The organism is Pseudomonas mosselii (assembly GCF_005796105.1).
Taxonomy (GTDB): Bacteria; Pseudomonadota; Gammaproteobacteria; order Pseudomonadales; family Pseudomonadaceae; genus Aquipseudomonas; species Aquipseudomonas mosselii_C.
In genome coordinates this window covers 888,768-906,529 of record NZ_VAUO01000001.1, presented here as the reverse complement: position 1 = coordinate 906,529, position 17,762 = coordinate 888,768, and the positions used below count along the sequence as shown (strand labels likewise).

14 protein-coding genes are annotated in these 17,762 nt (G+C 63.2%); 4 read left to right on the top strand and 10 right to left on the bottom strand.

The features are described 5' to 3' along the window. Positions 1-12 precede the first annotated feature (12 nt). The 8 genes from alkB to FEM01_RS03925 form a co-directional block, all read right to left on the bottom strand. Complete coding sequence (alkB, locus tag FEM01_RS03965; RefSeq protein WP_138217961.1) at positions 13-657, bottom strand: DNA oxidative demethylase AlkB; 645 nt, start codon at positions 655-657, stop codon at positions 13-15. A 1,131-nt stretch (positions 658-1,788) separates the two neighbouring features. Further along, on the bottom strand, positions 1,789-3,234 hold the full coding sequence (locus FEM01_RS03960) for a curlin (RefSeq protein WP_138217960.1): 1,446 nt from the start codon (positions 3,232-3,234) through the stop codon (positions 1,789-1,791). 29 nt (positions 3,235-3,263) lie between these two features. Continuing rightward, complete coding sequence (locus FEM01_RS03950; protein ID WP_138217959.1) at positions 3,264-3,734, bottom strand: curlin; 471 nt, start codon at positions 3,732-3,734, stop codon at positions 3,264-3,266. 14 nt (positions 3,735-3,748) lie between these two features. Beyond that, positions 3,749-5,983, bottom strand: coding sequence for an Ig-like domain-containing protein (locus FEM01_RS03945; protein WP_138217958.1), 2,235 nt, complete (start codon positions 5,981-5,983; stop codon positions 3,749-3,751). A gap of 32 nt (positions 5,984-6,015) precedes the next feature. Further along, on the bottom strand, positions 6,016-7,362 hold the full coding sequence (locus tag FEM01_RS03940; protein ID WP_138217957.1) for a hypothetical protein: 1,347 nt from the start codon (positions 7,360-7,362) through the stop codon (positions 6,016-6,018). A 297-nt stretch (positions 7,363-7,659) separates the two neighbouring features. Next, positions 7,660-8,496 carry a bifunctional allantoicase/(S)-ureidoglycine aminohydrolase gene (locus FEM01_RS03935; protein WP_138217956.1) on the bottom strand — a complete coding sequence of 279 codons (837 nt, stop codon included), beginning with the start codon at positions 8,494-8,496 and terminating at the stop codon, positions 7,660-7,662. A 133-nt stretch (positions 8,497-8,629) separates the two neighbouring features. Further along, a complete protein-coding gene (locus FEM01_RS03930; protein ID WP_138217955.1) occupies positions 8,630-9,994 on the bottom strand; it encodes an LLM class flavin-dependent oxidoreductase in 1,365 nt (454 codons plus the stop codon). A gap of 13 nt (positions 9,995-10,007) precedes the next feature. Then, positions 10,008-10,988 carry an aliphatic sulfonate ABC transporter substrate-binding protein gene (locus FEM01_RS03925; protein WP_138217954.1) on the bottom strand — a complete coding sequence of 327 codons (981 nt, stop codon included), beginning with the start codon at positions 10,986-10,988 and terminating at the stop codon, positions 10,008-10,010. A 208-nt stretch (positions 10,989-11,196) separates the two neighbouring features. Between FEM01_RS03925 and FEM01_RS03920 the strand changes: the two genes are divergently transcribed. The 3 genes from FEM01_RS03920 (at position 11,197) to FEM01_RS03910 (ending at position 15,489) form a co-directional block, all read left to right on the top strand. Continuing rightward, positions 11,197-12,078 (top strand): hypothetical protein, encoded by an 882-nt coding sequence (locus FEM01_RS03920; protein ID WP_138217953.1) that lies wholly within the window; start codon positions 11,197-11,199, stop codon positions 12,076-12,078. A 245-nt stretch (positions 12,079-12,323) separates the two neighbouring features. Beyond that, positions 12,324-13,136 (top strand): substrate-binding periplasmic protein, encoded by an 813-nt coding sequence (locus tag FEM01_RS03915; protein ID WP_138217952.1) that lies wholly within the window; start codon positions 12,324-12,326, stop codon positions 13,134-13,136. Between the two features lie 274 nt (positions 13,137-13,410). Beyond that, positions 13,411-15,489, top strand: a complete 2,079-nt coding sequence (locus FEM01_RS03910; protein ID WP_138218173.1) for a putative bifunctional diguanylate cyclase/phosphodiesterase — start codon at positions 13,411-13,413, stop codon at positions 15,487-15,489. On the opposite strand, the gene FEM01_RS03905 is transcribed toward FEM01_RS03910, so the two are convergent. Both FEM01_RS03905 and FEM01_RS03900 read right to left on the bottom strand, forming a co-directional pair. After that, positions 15,490-15,753 (bottom strand): DUF1652 domain-containing protein, encoded by a 264-nt coding sequence (locus FEM01_RS03905; protein ID WP_138217951.1) that lies wholly within the window; start codon positions 15,751-15,753, stop codon positions 15,490-15,492. It abuts the gene before it with no gap. Positions 15,754-15,988: 235 nt separating this feature from the next. Further along, positions 15,989-16,636: a DUF1345 domain-containing protein gene (locus FEM01_RS03900; protein ID WP_138217950.1), complete on the bottom strand. Its 648-nt coding sequence runs from the start codon at positions 16,634-16,636 to the stop codon at positions 15,989-15,991. Between the two features lie 198 nt (positions 16,637-16,834). Here FEM01_RS03900 and FEM01_RS03895 point away from each other — a divergent pair, with 198 nt between their 5' ends. Next, the gene (locus FEM01_RS03895) at positions 16,835-17,749 is read left to right on the top strand and encodes a site-specific integrase (protein ID WP_138217949.1); all 915 of its coding nucleotides are present in this window, start codon (positions 16,835-16,837) and stop codon (positions 17,747-17,749) included. Positions 17,750-17,762: the final 13 nt, after the last annotated feature.

Below are 17,762 nucleotides of genomic sequence, written 5' to 3'. Positions count from 1 at the left end.
GTCGGTGGCGGGTCAACCTGCCTTGCGCAGGGTGAGGTTGATCCTGCGTTCGCCCAGGCGCGGGTGCACGCCCGGTTTGATCGGCAGGATGCCATGAAAACGCAGGCGATCCTCGCCACCCCACACCAGTACGTCGCCGTGGTTCAGCGCAATGCGAAGCGGGCGGTCACTGCGTTGCAATCCCCCGAACAGGAACACCGCTGGCAGGCCCAGCGAGATCGACACGATGGGCTGGGTGTAGTCCTGTTCGTTGCGGTCCTGGTGCAGGCTCAGGCGCGTGCCGGGGCGGTAGTGGTTGATCAGGCAGGCGTCGGGTTCGAAGTGCTCGAAACCGGCCAGGGCTGCGGCGCGCTGGGCCAGGTCCAATAGCACCGGCGGCAGGGCTGGCCAGGGCTTGGCGGTTTGCGGGTCTGTGTGGGTGTAGCGGTAGCCGTGTTCGTCACTGACCCAGCCCAGGGCGCCGCAGTTGCTCAGGGCTACGGCCATGGGCAGGCCGCCTGGGGTTTGCATGTGGCGCCAGGGGGAGGCGCGCAGGATCGGGCGCAGGGCGTCAAGCATGGGTTCCAGGTCGGGCAGGGCATAACCCTGGAGCAGGGTGGTGTGGCTTGCCAGGTGCTGGGGGGCGGTGCCGAACAGGTCTAGGGTGGGTTGGATCATGGTGGTGGGAGTGTACGCGGGATTGGGGTTTTGTGCTGTGGAATGCGATTGTTGGTATTCGATTATTGTGCGATGGCGGTTTGGGCCTGAGTTAGTCGTTATGATGGTTTTTCTTGTTTGTGTGGGGTTGGTTGTTTAGTTTTGGCTGTTTTTAATTGTATGCGTACTCGTTGGTTTGGTTGACTTTTAGTTGACTTTTAGTTGGCTTTGATTGTTTGGATGTGCTGGAAGCTGTATTCTAATTCACTTTCTATGTTGACTTGTAGTCACCTTTCCGCCCTGACGGCGGGTAACTTTTTGAAGGATCAAAAAGTCACCAAAAAATCCTCGCTCCATTCATTCGGCCCCTGCGCTTCGCGCAGGGGTTCCCTCGCTACGGTGACTTACGGGCCCGCGCGGCCTCCGACTTGCTGCGCAAGTCTACATCTCGCGCCTTCGGCTACGCCGAAGGGTGCTGCGCACCTTGGGCCCTCCAGCCACCTTCGCTCAGCCTACTGAAGTCGCGAAGTTAGGGGTGGCGCCTGTACTTTCGCAGCTAACCGCTAGTTGCAGTTGTGGGAACTCTGGATTACAGGACTGCGCCCAGCCTGAGCCCAGCGTTGTACCTGCATGAGCGGCCTTGTGCCGCGAACACCGGCGAAGCCGGTGCCATACACCGCGCCGCCTGCTTCGCAGTGGTCCGGCACTCTGCTAAACCCGCTGCTCTTGCTCTTGCTTCTAAGCGCGCAATTGCCCAGGCGCCGCCAATTGCGACTTCAGGAGGCCGAGTGTAGGCGTCTGTAGGGCCAGGTGCGCAGCACCCTTCGGCGTAGCCGAAGGCGCGAGATGTAGACTTGCGTAGCAAGTCGTAGGCCGCGCGGGCCCGAAAGGCGCCGAAGCGAGGGAACCCCTGCGCGCAGCGCAGGGGCCGGATGATGGAGCGAGCATTTTTTGGTTCCTTTTTGATGCTTCAAAAAGGGACCCGCCGTAAGGGCGGAAAGGTGACTAAAAGTCAACATCAATAATGAATACGTATAAAGCTATCAAAACCGAAAAGTTAACTAAAAATCAACCAAGCCAATAAATGCACATACAACCACCCCCCAAAAAAAAGACCGCGAAAAAGCAAGCCCACGGTCCAATGAGGGAGACTCACTGCTGAGTAACCGTAGCCATGTTGGCATTCCCGTATTGGGTGATAGAGGCCGCCTGCCCAGCCCCACGTTGATCGACAAAGGCCTGGTTCGCATTCCCCCCCTGCGTCACATAAGCAACATTAACGCCATCGGCCTGTTTGACAGTCGCTTGGTTACCGCTGCCATACAGTTGGTAGGTATAACTCTGGTTCCCACTCCCGGACTGATCGAGCGTGACACTACCACCATTGCCAGCCACGACGCCTTGCGCGTAGTTGCCAACCCCACGCTGATCAGCGATCAACACGTTGTCACTGCCGTTTTGTTCGAAGTACAACTCGTTGTTGCTGTCAGCCTGGCGTGTCTGCATCTGGTTACGGTTGCCATTCTGACGCAGTTGGGCAAGTTGGCTGCTGCCTTCTTGGGTCAAGTTGACGCTGTTGCGGTTACCTGACTGGTTGATGTCAGCCCGTTGGCCGCTGCCGAACTGCCCGCCGAGCTTGTCGCCCTTCCAGTTGCTGGCCAACACCGTGTTGTTGTTACCCTGGGTGCTGATGTTCAAGCGCTGGTCGTCACCGCTCTGGTAGGTGAAGTGCAGGTTGCTGTTACCCACCTGGGAAATGCTGGTCACCGACTGGTTGGTCTCGAACTGATCCGACCAACTGGCATTGCCGCGACCGTTCTGGCTGAGACTGACGCTATTGGACTGGCCGAAGCTCTGGTCGACGTAGCCTTCGTTGAGCTGGCCGTTCTGGTACACCTGCACCTGGCTGCCCACTTGGTTGTCCTGCCAGACTTCCACCGAATGCCCGGTGCCGTACTGGCTGATGCCCACGCTGCCGCCGACGCCGTCGCGTTGGTCGCCATAGGCCCAGTTCTGCCGGCCTTGCTGGTAGATGGCAAGGTCCCCGTTCACCTGGTTCAACTGCTCGGCGGCGGCTTGGTTGTCGTTACCGTCTTGCTGGATCAGCGCCTGGTTGCCGCTGCCGCTGAACAGTTGTTCGATGGTCGCCTGGTTACGCTGGCCCACCTGGTCGGTGGTGGCTCGTACACCGGACTGCGACTCCTGCCAGATGATCGACTGGTTGGCGGTGCCTTGCTGCTGTTGCAGGGCCTGGTTGTCTTGCCCCATCGACTGGCTGGCGAACGCATCGTTGAGGGTGCCGCCGGCCTGCTGGGTGATCTGGCTGCCGTGCTCGAACAACTGCTCGGCGTAACCTGCGTTGTACGAACCGCTGGCGCTTTGCTGAATATTGCTGCTGCTGTCTTGTTGCACCGCCAGGTGATTGTGTCCGGTCCCGGTCTGCTCCTGGGTGGCGGAGGCATACGGCGCGTGGGCTTGCTGCACATCGGCGATGTTGTTGTTGCCCTGTTGGGTTTGGGTCGAGCTGCTATCGTCGGCCACGGCGTAGCCGGCCAGGGCGAGGACGATGGCGGAGCTCAATGGGGCGAGCTTGTACATGGGGTGCCTCCTGGTCTGACGCTTGGGGGTTAACGGTATTGACTGATATGAACCTGCAGGCCGTTACCCGCCTGGGTCACGGCACTGGTCAGGCCGTTGCCGGTCTGTTCGATGGTGGCGCTATTGTGGTTGCCGAGCTGCTCGATGGCCGCGCTGTTGCCGCTGCCGGTCTGGCGGATCGACGCGTCGTTGGCGTAGCCCTGCTGGTTGATCGAGGCCATCAGGTCGCTGCCTTGCTGCAGGATGTAAGCCTCCTGCGCTCCACCGGCCTGGACGATCTGCCCCAGCAGGGCCTGACCGTTCTGGTCGAGGGTGGCGCGGTTGCTGTTGCCTTGTTGCCCGATCAGCGCCACTTGCCCGGCACCGGCTGGGAGCAGGCGTACCACCAGCGGCTCGCCGAGGTCGTTGCCCGGCGCCAGGTCGGCGTTGTCCATCAGGTCGGCGGCGCTGACCTGGCCCGCCAGGGCCAGGCACAGCAGCAGTGGGTAGAAGCGTTTCATGGCGTGCCTGCGGCCTATTGGCGGACCACGTTCACGGTGCGCACGCTGCCTTGGCTGCTACGCACGGTGGCGGTCGGGTTGGCGGTGGGGACCACGCTGGTGCTGTTGCTCACCAGCAGGCGCCAGCGGCCGTTCGCCGGCACGGTCGTGGTGCCCAGGGTCACCAGCCCGGCGGTGCTGGTCACTTCCACGGTGACCGTGTTGCCGGTCGTGATCGACGATGTACCGCTGATGTCCCAGTTGTAGCGGTTGTTCGAGCGCGCCTGCACCGTTGCAGCGGTGACGGCGAAGGTCTCTTGGGGCGGTTTCGGCGACACCTGTACGGTGACCGTGCCGGGTGTCGAGTTGGCGCCGATCGCGTCGCGGGCGACGTAGGTGAAGGTGGTCGTGAACGCGGCGGTGACCGTGGCCGGAGGGGTGTAGGTGATCGCCGTGCCATTGATGACCGCCGAACCACGACCGGCCGGTGTCGGCTGCGTGACGCTGGCGATGCTCAGCGGCAGGTTGCCTTCTGGGTCGGTATCGTTGGCCAACACGTTGATGGTCAGCGGCACGCCTAGGGTCGCGGCGGTGTCGGCGACTGCTGTGGGTGGCTGGTTCGGCGCGACGTTGACGGTCACTGTGGCCGGTGCCGAGGTCAGGCCCTTGGCGTCCATGGCGCGGTAGCTGAAGGTGGCTACCTGCGGCGTGGTCGCACCGGCTGGTGGGGTATAGATCACCGAGGTGGTGCCGTTCATCGCAACCCCCCCAAGGCCGGTGCCGGGTTGAGTGAGGTCGGTGATGCTCAGCGGCAGGTCGCCGTCCGGGTCGTTGTCGTTGGCCAGCAGGTTGAGCGTGATCGGAACACCCACGCTGGTGCTGGCGGTATCGGCCTGGGCCACCGGCGGCTGGTTGCCCGCCGCGATTGGCGCGGCGCCGACCACGATCACAGGCTCCACGTCGCTACCACCATGGGCGGATTTGACCGTGACGCTCGCCGGTGGCTGGGTCAGGTCGCTGACGCTCAGGCTTTGCGCCACGCCGGCCTTGGACATGCGCCCGTAGCCCTGGACGATCAGGTCCGGTACCTGTACTTCGTCGCTGGAGCGGGCCTCTACCACCAGGCGTTTGCTGACCCAGTCATAGCGCGCATTAGAGACCTTGACCACGTCGCTGAGCTTGCTCGACAGCGCGGTTGGTTGGGTGCCGGCAGCCGCGTCGCTGGCCGTGACCACGACCACCGAGGGAGGCGCGGCCTGGCTCAGTTGTTGGCTGAAGAACAGCCCGTTGTTGTCGGCGAGCAGGCTGAACTGACAAGGTGAGGGCGGTGTGCCCACCAGCGCCACGCCGTTGCGCAGGCACAGGCTGGCACTGTTGGGCGCCTTGGCGAACACCTCCACGCGGGTGCCAGCGGCGTTGCGCTGGTAGGTGGCGCGTTCGAGCGTGACCGGGGTCTGCTGGCGCGCATCGAGCAATTTGCCGGAAACCGTGAACAGATTGGTCTCGATCGTGCCTGCCGGGCCCTGGATCCGTACGAAGTTGGTACCAAAGGGGCTGCCGAGCACCGGCTCGGTGATATTCGGATCGCCGATGAACGTTTCGCTGGCGCCTGTGTCCGGGTTGACCTCGGTGTACGGCGCGCCCAGGCCGCGCAGGAACGGTCCGATGTTCCCGTTCAGCGCACCGCTGAAGTTGCCAGGCGCGCCAATGCCGATGTCGCGCGTCAGGTTGATGGCTCGACGCCCAGGTGTGGTGACATTGAAGGTGTCCACGCCGAAGGGGTGGGTAACGGTATAGGTGCCGGCCGTGGGCACCGAGACGCGGATGCGAATGCGCGCGAAGCTTTGTTGATCGCCGTTGACCGGGTTTTCCGCCGCGAAGGCGGCCTCGACGCCCGCGACATAGGCGTCGAGCGCGTAGCCGCTATTGCCCACAGCCGGGAGGGTGGCCTCGGCGAGGAACCAGAACATCTCAGGCGGCCAGTTGTCCGGGAACACCAGCGGCAGTGCATCGTCGTAGATGCCCGGCTCAGGCAGCAGGGTGCACATGTAGGACGGTGCGCCTGGGGCGCCGGCGACCCGCGAACTGGTAGCGCGCGACTGGCACAACTCCAGCTTGCGGCCTTCGGCATCGCCGTACCACATCGGGAAGCCTCCGGTGGCGAAGGTATAGGGACCTGGGTCGACCTCGCTCAGCGCGGCCCAGGCCATGCTGCTCATGCTGAGGGTGAAACCGGCGGCATACAGCGCCTGGCGCGACCACGTATTCATACTGCCTCCTTGAAGGCGGGGGCTTTGGCTGTTCATGGCTTGAGCACCACGTCTTCGATATCGCTGCCGCCGTGCGCGCTGGTGACTCGTACGGTGGCGGGGGGAATCGGGGTATGCCCGAGCGACAGGCTTTTGGCCGGCCCGTCGCCGCTCAGGCCACCGATCGTGGTGCCGTTACCGGTGGTGGCGGTCAGGGCCGGTGGCGAGGTTTCGTCGCTGGTACTGGCCTCGATGGTCAGTTGGCCGCTGGCCAGGCTGTACTCGGCACGGGTGATGGTCACCAGGTCTGTCAGGGGCATGGGTGTGGTGGTGGGGGCGCTGGTGGCAATCGCCAGGCTGTTGTCGGCGGTCACCAGCAAGGTTTGCGGCAGGCTGGGGTCGAGCGCCGACTGGACATACCAGCTACCGGTCCCGTTGGCCTCGGTAAAGGACAGCGTCGGCGACTGGCTGTTCAGGGTGACGCTGGCCGGGGCGGGTGGGGCGAGCACGAAGACGTCCTGTTGGGCCTTGAGCGTGCCATTTTCGGTATGCCGGGAGTAGGTACTGCGCAGCGCAATCTGCGGGGTTGGCAGGTTGACGCTGGACAGCTTGCCAGATACCGCGAACAGCGTGGTGCGCAGGTCGATGCCGTTGGGGCCCTCGATGCGTACGAAGTTGGTATTGAACGGGCTGCCGGTGACGGCCTCCTCCAGGTTGGGGTCGCCCAGGAAGCGCTCGCTGGCCCCGGTGTTGGGATCGGTCTCGGTGTACGGACCGTTGACGCTACGCAGGAACGGCCCGACATCGCCCTTGAGGGCACCGGTGAAATCGCCCGGGGCGCCAATCCCGATATCGCGGGTCATGTTGATCGCACGGCGACCGCCAGCGGGTACATCGAATACTTCGACGCCGTACGGGTGGGTGATCACGTAGGTCCCGGCCACAGGTACATCCACGCGGATACGAATGCGCGCGAAGCTGATCTGGTCGCCATCGACCGGCTCGTCGGTACTGAACGCTGCCTCGATGGCGGCGCCATAACCCAGGTCGATGCCTTGGGCGGCGTTGACGATCGAGGCGTCAGCGGTGAACCAGAACGCCTCGTCAGGGAAGTTGCTGGGGAAATTGATCGGCTGGGTATCGTCGAACACGCCAGGGGTTGGCAGTAACGTGCACATGTACGAGGGCGCGCCGGGCGTACCGGCGATTCGCGAGCTTACGGCCTTGGACAAGCACAGGTCGAGTACGCGGCCGTGGCTATCCTGGTACCAACTGGGGAACTTGCCGGTGGGCTGGGCATAGGGGCCTGTGTCGACCGCATACAGCGCAGCCTGGGCCGGTAGCTGGAGCAGGCTGGCGAAAATCGCCGTAGCCAGCAGGTGGGGGGTCGGTCGGTGCATGAGTCGAATCTCCTGCAAACGGGCCCAGGGGATGGGGCGTCTGAGGAGGTGGTGGCAACAGTTGTGCCAGGTGTTATGAGCACGGCTGCGGCCCTTGTCGTACAAGGGTTCACGCGTGAATGCGGGGGCGTGCGGGGGAAGCGGCGCAGTGGGCGGGGACACCCAGCTTTGGGGAATTGGGTACAACTGCGGCAGGGGTCAGCGCCAACCCTCGGCGACTACTCTGAGCGCTGCGCTGCGCTGCGCTGCAAAAGCAAAGCCCGCCATGTAGGCGGGCTTGCGGATATCGGCCTGGCTTCAACGCTGCGGGTTGAGGGTCAGGTGCACATGACGGTTGACGTCCTTGTACAACAGGTAGCTGAACGGACCTGGGCCACCGGAGTAGCAAGCTTGCGGGCAGAATGCGCGTAGCCACATGAAGTCACCGGCTTCGACCTCGACCCAGTCTTGGTTCAGGCGATACACGGCCTTGCCTTCGAGCACGTACAGGCCGTGTTCCATCACATGGGTCTCGGCGAACGGAATCACGCCGCCAGGCTGGAAGGTCACGATGTTCACGTGCATGTCGTGACGCATGTCGGCCATGTCGACGAAGCGGGTGGTGACCCAGCGACCTTCGGTGCCCGGCATCTCGATCACGGTGGCGTTGTCACGGTGGGTGACGAACGATTCCGGCACCGGCAGGCCTTCGACTTTCTGATAGTGCTTGCGCAGCCAGTGGAAGGTCACGTTGGCTTTGCTGTTGTTGCGCAGGCTCCATTCGGCGCCCGGTGCCAGGAAGGCGTAGCCGCCCGGGACCAGGGTGTGGTGCTTGCCTTCGACGGTGATGTCGATCTCGCCTTCGACTACGAACACCACCGCTTCGGCGTTCGGGTCCAGCTCGGGACGCTCGCTGCCGCCTTCGGGAGCGACTTCGACGATGTACTGCGAGAAGGTTTCGGCGAAACCGGTCAGCGGGCGGGCGATGACCCACATGCGCATCTTGTCCCAGAACGGCAGGTGGCTGGTGACGATGTCACGCATCACGCCCTTGGGGATGACGGCGTAGGCTTCGGTGAACATGGCACGGTCGGTCAGCAGCTCGGTTTGCGCCGGATGTCCGCCGTGGGGAGCGAAGTAGGAGGGTTTCGACATGAACGGTCTCGACTTGTTGTTCTCTCCCCAATGCCTGGGACCACACCGGCCGGTGCGTGCAGGGGATGTGCGGACAGCATAAGAGCCTGTCCGTAGCATCCACAAATTAAATGTTGAAATACAGCGTATTCAATTACTGAATGTGCGTCTGGCGCCCGACATGCGCTTCGGGCAAACCATCGCCCTGGCCGAACAGCTTGTGACGCAAGGTGCCGTCGCGGTAGGCGGTGGGATAACGGCCACGCCGTTGCAGCTCGGGGACCACCAGCTCGACCACCTGTGTCAGGTCGTCCGGTTGTACGGCGTAAGTGAGGTTGAAACCGTCGATGCCAGTTTGCTCGAGCCATTGCTCCAGCTGGTCGGCGATTTCGACGGGATCCCCCACCAGCACAGGTCCGCGTCCGCCCAGGCCGACGAATTCGGCGGCCTCGCGGACCGTCCAGCGACGATTCGGGTCGGCGGCAGTGAAGGCTGCCAAAGCGGTGCGTCCGGCGTCGTTTTCGACATATTCGATAGGTTCGTCGGGGTCTAGCCCGGCGAAGTCGATGCCGGTCCAGCCCGAGAGCAGGGCCAGGGCGGCGTCCAGGTCGACATAGCGGCGATATTCGGCGAAGCGGGCCTGTGCCTCGGCACGGGTGGGTGCGACGATCAGCAGCGCCTGGGCGTAGATCAGCACTTGGTCGCTGCTGCGTCCTGCCGCCGTGCTGGCTTGGCGTACCCCCTCGACGTAGCGGCGCAGCACGCTGGGCGTGGGCCCGCTGATGAATACGCACTCGGCGTGGCGGGCAGCGAATTGCTGGCCGCGAGCCGAGGCGCCGGCCTGGAACAGCACCGGAGTGCGCTGTGGTGAGGGCTGGCACAGGTGTATGCCGGGTACCTTAAAGTGCTCACCTTGGTGCGCGATGGCGTGCACCCGCGACGGCTCGATGTAGCGGCCAGTGTCGCGTTCGAGCAGCACTGCGTCATCGTCCCAGCTGCGTTCCCAGAGCTTGTACAGCACTTGCAAGTACTCTTCGGCCAGGTCATAGCGCTGGTCATGGCCCAACTGGCGAGCCAGGCCCAGGTTGCGCGCGGCGCTGTCGAGGTAGCCAGTGACGATGTTCCAGCCGACCCGCCCGTTGCTCAGGTGGTCGAGCGTCGACATACGTCGTGCGAACGGGTAGGGGTGTTCGTAGGTCAGCGAGAAGGTAACGCCGAACCCCAAGTGGCGTGTTACGCCGGCCATCGCCGGGACCACCAGCAGCGGGTCGTTCACCGGCACCTGCACGCCGCCGCGCAAGGCCGCCTCGGAGCTGCCCTGGTAGACGTCGTAGATACCCAGCACATCGGCGATGAACAGCGCATCGAACAGCCCGCGCTCCAGCAGGCGCGCAAGGTCGGTCCAGTATTCCAGGCGGTTGAAGGACACGCTGGTATTGCGCGGGTGGCGCCACAAGCCTGGGGACTGGTGGCTGGCAGCGTTCATGCTGAAGGCATTGAAGCGAATTGGGCGAGGCATTGTCGGGGTCCTATCAAGGCAGCACGGCAGTCGGGTATACCGCTTCGGCCACGTTCAGCTTGCGCGGAATCAGTCCCAGGCCCTGGAAGGTATCGGCCAGTTTCTGCTGTTCGGCGACGATCTGCGGGGTGATCGCCACGGCGTTGTAGTTGCGCCGTTCGCTGGCCACCTCCAGCACGTTGGCATTGATGCCCAGTTGCGGCGCCAGCAGGGCAGCCACTTCGCTGGGCTTGGCGTTGGCCCACTGGCTGACCTTGGCCAGCTCGGTGAAGAAGGTCTTGAGCAGGTCGCGATGCTGGTCGGCGAAGGTGGCGGTGGACAGGTAGAAGGTACGGTTGTTGGACAAACCGCTGCCGTCGCGCAGGTTCTTCAGCCCCGGCTGGCTTTCGGCGGCGGCAAGGAACGGATCCCATAAGGTGACCGCCTGCACGCTGCCCGACTGTAGGGCAGCGACGGCGTCGGCGGCATTATTGACGTAGGCGGGGGTAATGTCCTGGTAGCTCAGGCCGGCCTGCTCCAGGGCCACGGCCAGCAGGTACTGAGCATTCCAGCCGCGGCCGGTGGCCACGCGCTTGCCCTTGAGGTCTTCGACCTTGGCGATGTGGTCCTGCTCGCGCACCACCAAGCCGATACCGCGTGGGTAGGGCTGCTCGGCGGCCAGGTATACCACCGGCTTGCCGGCGGCCTGGGCGAATACCGAGGGCGCGTCGGCCGCATGACCCAGGTCGATGGCACCGGTGCTCAGGGCCTCAAGCAATTGCGGACCGGCGGCGAACTCGTGCCAACTGACTGTCACCCCTTGCGGGGCGAGGGCCTTTTCCAGGGCGCCGCTGCCCTTGAGGATGTTGATGCTGTTGAATTTCTGGTAGCCGATGCGCAGCGTCTTGGCATCTGAGGCGACCGCGAAGGACCCAGGCAACAGGGCGCTGGCGAGGCTCGCCAGAAGGCCGCCGAGCAGCAATCGGCGTAGAGCGGAGAAAGGACGGGCAGGCACGATGAAACTCCTTGGGATGGGCAAAGGACGTGCTTGCAGCCTAAAAAGGAAGTGGGATGACTTTCAATTTTTTTATTACTTAAAGTTAGAATGTTTTGTTATTTTTATATCCTTTTATTTTCACAATGAGCCGCGACTGGACGCGCATGACATTTTTTTCACATACCCTTGCTAGCATCGCCGCGACTTTTTCGGGGAAATCGAATCGATGATCAAGGTCTTGCGCAAGCGCGGTGTCAAACTGGCTCTGGCCAGCGCTGCCGGAGTGCTCGCCAGCGCGTTGGGATTCTTTGCCTGGCAAACGTTCTATCCGGTGCAGGCGGCCGACGGTTGGCAGGTGAGCGTGTTGCACGATTCGTTGGCCAAAGCCGCTTCGCTGCTGCCACAGGCCGATGGCAGCCTGCTGGTCAGCCGAGAGCTCAGCGCTGGGTTGGGCAGTATCGTGCGCATTACACCCGAAGGTGACCGGGTAGTGCTGATCGACGGTCTGTCCAAGCCCGACGGCATGGTCGCGGTCGACGGCGGCTGGGCGTTCAGTCAGGAGGTGAATCAGGCACCGGTCAGCGTTTCGCGCAATGGCCAGGTGCGGTCGCTGTTCCTCGGCAACAACGTGCAGGGCCTGTTCAATGAGGGCGACTACCTGTACGCCATCGAGGATCGCAAGGGTGACGGTCGTTTGATGCGCTATGACTGGCGCACGGGCCAGCTCGATGTGCTGCGTTCGGGGCTGAGCGAAAGCGAAGGCCTGACCCGCTGCAGCGACGGACGCCTGCTGTACACCGAGAAGGCCGCAGGCAAGATCCGCGCACTGACCACGGGCGGGCATGACCCGGTGGTGGTCGAGGGGCTGAAGAACCCTACGTTCCTGCTCTGCGACCAACGTGGGCTGTGGATCAGCGAAGATTCCACGCACCGTGCGCGTTTGCTGCGTATTGATGGCGACGGTTCACGCCACACGGTCCTGAGCTTCCTCAAGGCTCCACAGTCCATCGTGCCCGATGGCAAGGGTGGCTATTTACTCGCCGAAGGCGGGCGTGACCGGGTGCTGCGCCTGACCCCAGCGCGTGTGGCGCGCATGGCCCAGCTTTAGAGGCGCAACCTGCGCCGCGCCGTCACGCCATAGCCTTGCCATGGTGTAACACCCAAGCGATTCGGTAAAAGAGCACTGTGCAGAGACAGATCACCCGACAACGCCGTATGGCAACCATTCAAATGAATGCGTGGCGAATGGTCATTTCTGGTGCACACTGTTCAAAGGTATAAGGGCCAGCCGGTCGTTCAAGACCTTAGCGCGCCCGATTCGTATAGCAATCAATCGGGAGTGCGAGGATCGCAATGAGTGCACGGAGTGTGTGCCAATCGGTGTGGTTGTTCCTCGTCATGAGCTGTTTATCGGCAACGGCCTGCGCCCAGCAGGAGTGTCAGCACTTGACCGCCACGGGCAATCCTGAGTACCCGCCGTACCTCTGGCGCGACCCGCAAAACCCCCGGCACTTAATCGGTGCCAATGCCGACCTGCTCAAACAGGCGGCCAAGGCGCTAGGCCTGGAGGTGGACGTGTTGTACGTGGGGCCCTGGTCACGGGCCCAGGAAGAAGTCGCCAGTGGTCGTATCGACATGATGGCGGGTTACTTTCGCACTCAGGCGCGCGAACAACTGATGGACTTCATCAGTCCCGCGTTCCTGTACAACGCCAGTGTGGTCTGGGTGCGTCAGGGCGAGGGATTGCACTACAGCGATTGGGCTGACCTGCAAGGGCTGCGGGGCGGAACCTTGGTCAACAATAGCCATGGCCAGGCATTCGACGATTATGCCCGCGCGCACTTGTCCCTCGAAGCGGTGCCCAGCGCCACCCAGGCTTTTGAAAAACTGCTGCGCAAGCGCAGTGACTACGTGATCTTCGAGCATTACCCCGGGCTGGCCCTGGCTCGCACCTTGGGTAAAGCGCAGCAGTTGCAGGTGCTGGAGCCGCCGATATCCAGCGAAGGCTTGTACATGGCGCTGTCGCGTAAATCGGCCTGCAATATGCCGCAGTTGCGTGAGCAACTGGCGCGCCAGATCGAGGCGCTGACGGCCGGTGCGTTGCCTGAGCAATTGGTCGCGCACAACCTCGAACGTTGGCAGCGCCAGCAGCAAGAGGATCGCTAACGAGCGTCAGCGCGTGACGTTTTGCGTTGCGTGCTGTCGATCTCGACTGACCAGTCGTCGGACGCATGATCCACGCCGATCAAAGATTTTCCGCGCGTAGACAGGTGAAGTGCCATTATTCGGTGCCAGCATGGCTGCGCGCCAGGGGGAACCCCCCGTTTCATGCCGCTTCCAGATCCATTGCAAGGTGTGAAAACTCCGTGCGTTTGGTTAAAGCTTGAGTACAATCATCGGCTTTTTCGGGCCTTTCCCTGGCCTGTTCCTGGGTGTGCGCATGCTGACCGGTAGCTACTCCTCCTCGCTGGTGTTGATCTCTCTGTGCGTGGCTATTCTCGCTTCCTACACTGCACTTGATCTGACCGGGCGTATCGCCACGGCCAAGGGCCGTGCGGTGCATCTGTGGATGGCCGGGGGAGCGCTGGCCATGGGCATTGGCGTGTGGTCCATGCACTTCATCGGCATGCTCGCGTTCAGTCTGCCGATCAGCTTGGCTTATGACGCCGCGTTGACGGCACTGTCGCTGCTGATTGCGGTGCTTTCCTCGGGATTCGCGCTGTGGCTGGTGAGTCAGCCGAAGCTACCGTGGCTGCAATTGACCCTTGGGGCATTGGTGATGGGCAGTGGCATCGCCTGCATGCACTACACCGGCATGGCGGCGTTGCACATGCAGCCGGGCATCGACTACGACCCCAGCCTGTTCGCGGCCTCGTTGGCCATCGCTGTGGGTGCTTCGGCGGCGGCCCTGTGGATCGCCTTCCGCCTCCGTCAGCACACGCCCTACGTCCGTCAGATCCGGGGGCTGGCAGGGGTGGTGATGGGCATCGCCATCGTCGGAATGCACTACACCGGCATGGCGGCGGCGAATTTCCCCGAGGGCAGTTTTTGCGGTGCACTGCCCGATGGGCTCGCGGGCGACGGCCTAGTCTACCTGGTGCTGATCACCACCCTTGCGGTGCTTGCCGTGGCACTGGTGACCTCGGTGCTGGATGCACGCCTGGAGGTTCGCACTGCCGAGCTTGCGCGCTCGCTCACCCAGGCTAACCAGGAACTCACCCAGCTTGCCTTGCACGACACCCTCACCGGGCTGCCCAATCGCACGCTGCTGGCTGATCGCATCGACCAGGCCATGGGCCGGGTGGCCGAACAGGGTGGCTGCTTTGCCTTGATGTTCATCGACCTGGATGGTTTCAAACCAGTCAACGATGCCTTCGGCCACCATGTCGGCGATCAGTTGCTCAAGGCGGTGGCGGCGCGCTTGCGTGGCCACCTGCACAGCCAGGACACCCTGGCGCGCATCGGAGGCGACGAGTTCGTGCTGTTGGTTGAATTGCAGGAACCGGACGACGCCATGGGCGTGGCCGTCAAGCAGGTCAACCTGGTGGCCCGGCCTTATCGGGTGGCCGAACATGACCTGCAACTGTCGGCGAGTGTCGGCATCGTGCTGTACCCCGGCAATGGCGTCGACCAACAGGAGTTGCTGCGCAACGCTGATGCGGCCATGTACCACGCCAAGAGCGCTGGTAAGAACGGCTACAGCTTCTTCGACGCGTCGATGAACAGCAATGCCCGTCAGCAACTGCAATTGCTGCAGGACTTGCGCGTGGCGCTGGAGCAGGGCCAGTTACGTCTGCACTATCAGCCCAAGTTCGACGCCGTCGAACGCCAACCGATTGGAGCCGAAGCGCTGTTGCGTTGGGAGCATCCGCAGCTTGGCCTGATGCTCCCCGACCGCTTCGTCGGCCTTGCCGAAAAGACCGGGCTGATCATCCCAATCGGCGAGTGGGTGCTGAACGAGGCCTGTCGGCAGATGCGCGTGTGGATGGATCAGGGGCACGCGAACTGGCGCGTCGCGGTGAACTTGTCGGCGGTCCAGTTCTGCCACGCCGGGCTCGTCGACACGGTGGCGCGTTGCCTGAACCTGAACGGCCTGCCGGCCAACCGGTTGACCTTGGAGATCACCGAGACCACCGCCATGCGCGATGCCGACGCCAGCCTGACAGTGCTGCAACGCTTGTCGGACATGGGGGTGGACCTGTCCATCGATGATTTCGGCACAGGTTACTCAAGCCTGATGTACCTCAAGCGCCTGCCTGCCAATGAGTTGAAGATCGATCGCGGGTTCGTGCGCGACCTCGAACAGGGCAGCGACGATGCGGCGATCGTCTCGGCCATCGTCGCCTTGGGCCAGGCGCTTGGGTTGCGAATCGTCGCCGAAGGTGTGGAGACCGACCGCCAGCAGGATTTCCTCACTCAGCTGGGTTGCGATTCACTGCAAGGCTATCTGCTCGGCCAGCCCATGCCGGCAGACCGCTTTCTCGCCGGGCTCGGTGCGCGGTACGCGCAGGTGAGCTAGTCAGCCCACCGCTGGCAGGGGGCAGGGCACCAGGTCGAAGGTGTCCAGCTCGGCTTCCACGGCTTCGATGATCCGCTCCACATCGCTGGCGGCCATTATCGCGGCGCAGGGGATCCCGGCGATTGCCAAAAGCGTTTGCCCGGTGGCTCGGTCGAACAGCCGCGCCACCATGCTGCGCGGGGCGTCCATGCTGGCTTCGAAGCCCAGGGGATGGAAGTGCCAGCGCATCACCTGGCAGGCGTTGGGGAATGTCATCTTGTTCATGCCAGCCTCCTTGTTCGTGGGTTCTGAACGCGGTGATTCGTCTTGCTTGAGCCTTGCCTCAGGAAACTAACCATAGCACCGGTGTGACGCACGATCCGGGAAAAATATGACAAATGTGCCAAGGCATGACGTTGGTCACAGCCCCGATATCCGGGCGTGGGCCGCTGATGCACTGGGCAAACGTTTTCGCTGCGCAGCCTTGACCGGCGGGCTTGGGCCGCTTTCGGACCGGCGGTCAACCCAGCAGGCCAGCGGCGATGTTGATCGTGAAGCCCAGAATCGCGGTGTTGAACACGAAACCCACCAGCGAGTGCGCCAGCACTACCCGACGCATGGCGCGCCCGCCGATACCGACGTCGGAGGTTTGTACCGCGACGCTGATGGTGAACGAGACGTAGTGGAAGTCCCAGTAATCGGGGTTGCGCTCGCCGTCTGCGAAGCGCAGCAACGGCTCGCGGTCGCTGCCGGTGTAGAACAGCCGCGCGTAGTGCAGGCTGAAGATGCTGCCGATCAGCAACCAGGAGCCGGCCACGGTGAGGCCGGTATACAGGTAGTGCAGGGCCAGGGCACTGCCGGAAAGCCCCCGACTGGAGACCAGTTGCAGGGTGACCGCTGCCAGGCTGGCAATGGCCGCGACACTCACGGTGACCAGCACCAGCGCTGCGTTTTCGTCTTCGACGCAGGCAACCCGGCGCACCCGCTGGGCATCGGCGCGCAGGCTCAGCCACAGGACCATGGCCAGGTACAGCCATACCCCCAGGTTCCAACCGGCAAGGATATGCTGCACGGTGTCGGCTGCGGGTATCAGCCAGGCGCCGACGAGGCCGGCCAGCGTGGCGATACTCAGGCGCGGATGGGTGCGGGTAAGGCGGTGGAAGGCCATGCTGCCTCGCTGGCAGGGGTATTGCGAGCAACTTTAGACCATGTGCGCCACGCGCGGGACTTGCCTGCGAGCAGCGTGGCCCGGCGCCGAGGTTCGATCAAAGGCGTCGGATTGGGTTACCATCGTCGTCGCTTTCATTAATGAAAAGCCTTGTATGTCAAGGTGATAGCACGTGATTTTCGTAACAGGATTGCCGTTTTGACCGATCTTCTGCGCAACCCGCTGTTGCAGTACCTGGCCCGCCTGGCGCCATCGAGCCAGCTGACCATGCGCTATATCCTGCAGGATGCCGCCGACCGCCTGGGCTTCGTCGACGCCGACATCGCTGAGGTGCCCTGGCATCACCTGGAACCTGGGCATGTGGTGGCGTTGGTCGCCGCGTTGCGAGCCGACGGCTATGCCCCCAATACCTCGTCGCTGTACGTGAATGCCGTGCGCGGGGTGATGAACGAGGCCTGGCGCCAGGGGCTGATCGAGCATGCGCAGCTGCTCAGGATTCGTGAGGTCAAACCGGCCAGTGGCAGCCGCCTGCCGCCCGGGCGCAACCTTCGGCGTAGCCTGATTCGCGAGTTGATGGAGGTGTGCGCGGCTGACCCGCGTCCTCAGGGGGTGCGTGATGCGGCGATCCTGGCATTGCTTTACGGCACCGGGATGCGCAAGTCCGAGTCGGTGGACGTGGACTTGGCCCAGGTCGACTTCGAGCAACGCAGCGTGGTAGTGATGGGCAAGGGCAACCGCCAGTTGCTCAAGTATGCCCCGCCTTGGGCCTTCGACAAGCTACAGGCCTGGCTCGACCTGCGCCGCCAGCATTTGCCGGCTGGTGAGCGCGATGACAGCTTCCTGTTCAACCGCATTCGGCGGGGCAGCCATATTACCCGCGCACGCATCACCAAGCATGCCATCTACTACATCGCACGCCAGCGCGGGGCGCAGGTGGGGGCTAAGATCATGCCGCATGATTTCCGTCGGGCGTTCATCACTCGGGTCATCGAGGAGCACGACCTTTCGATTGCCCAGAAGCTGGCGCACCATGCCAATATCCAGACCACCGCGGCCTATGACCGGCGCGACGACAATGAGCGGCGCCGCGCGGTAGAGCAGTTCGACTACTGAAGCGGTGCCGGCA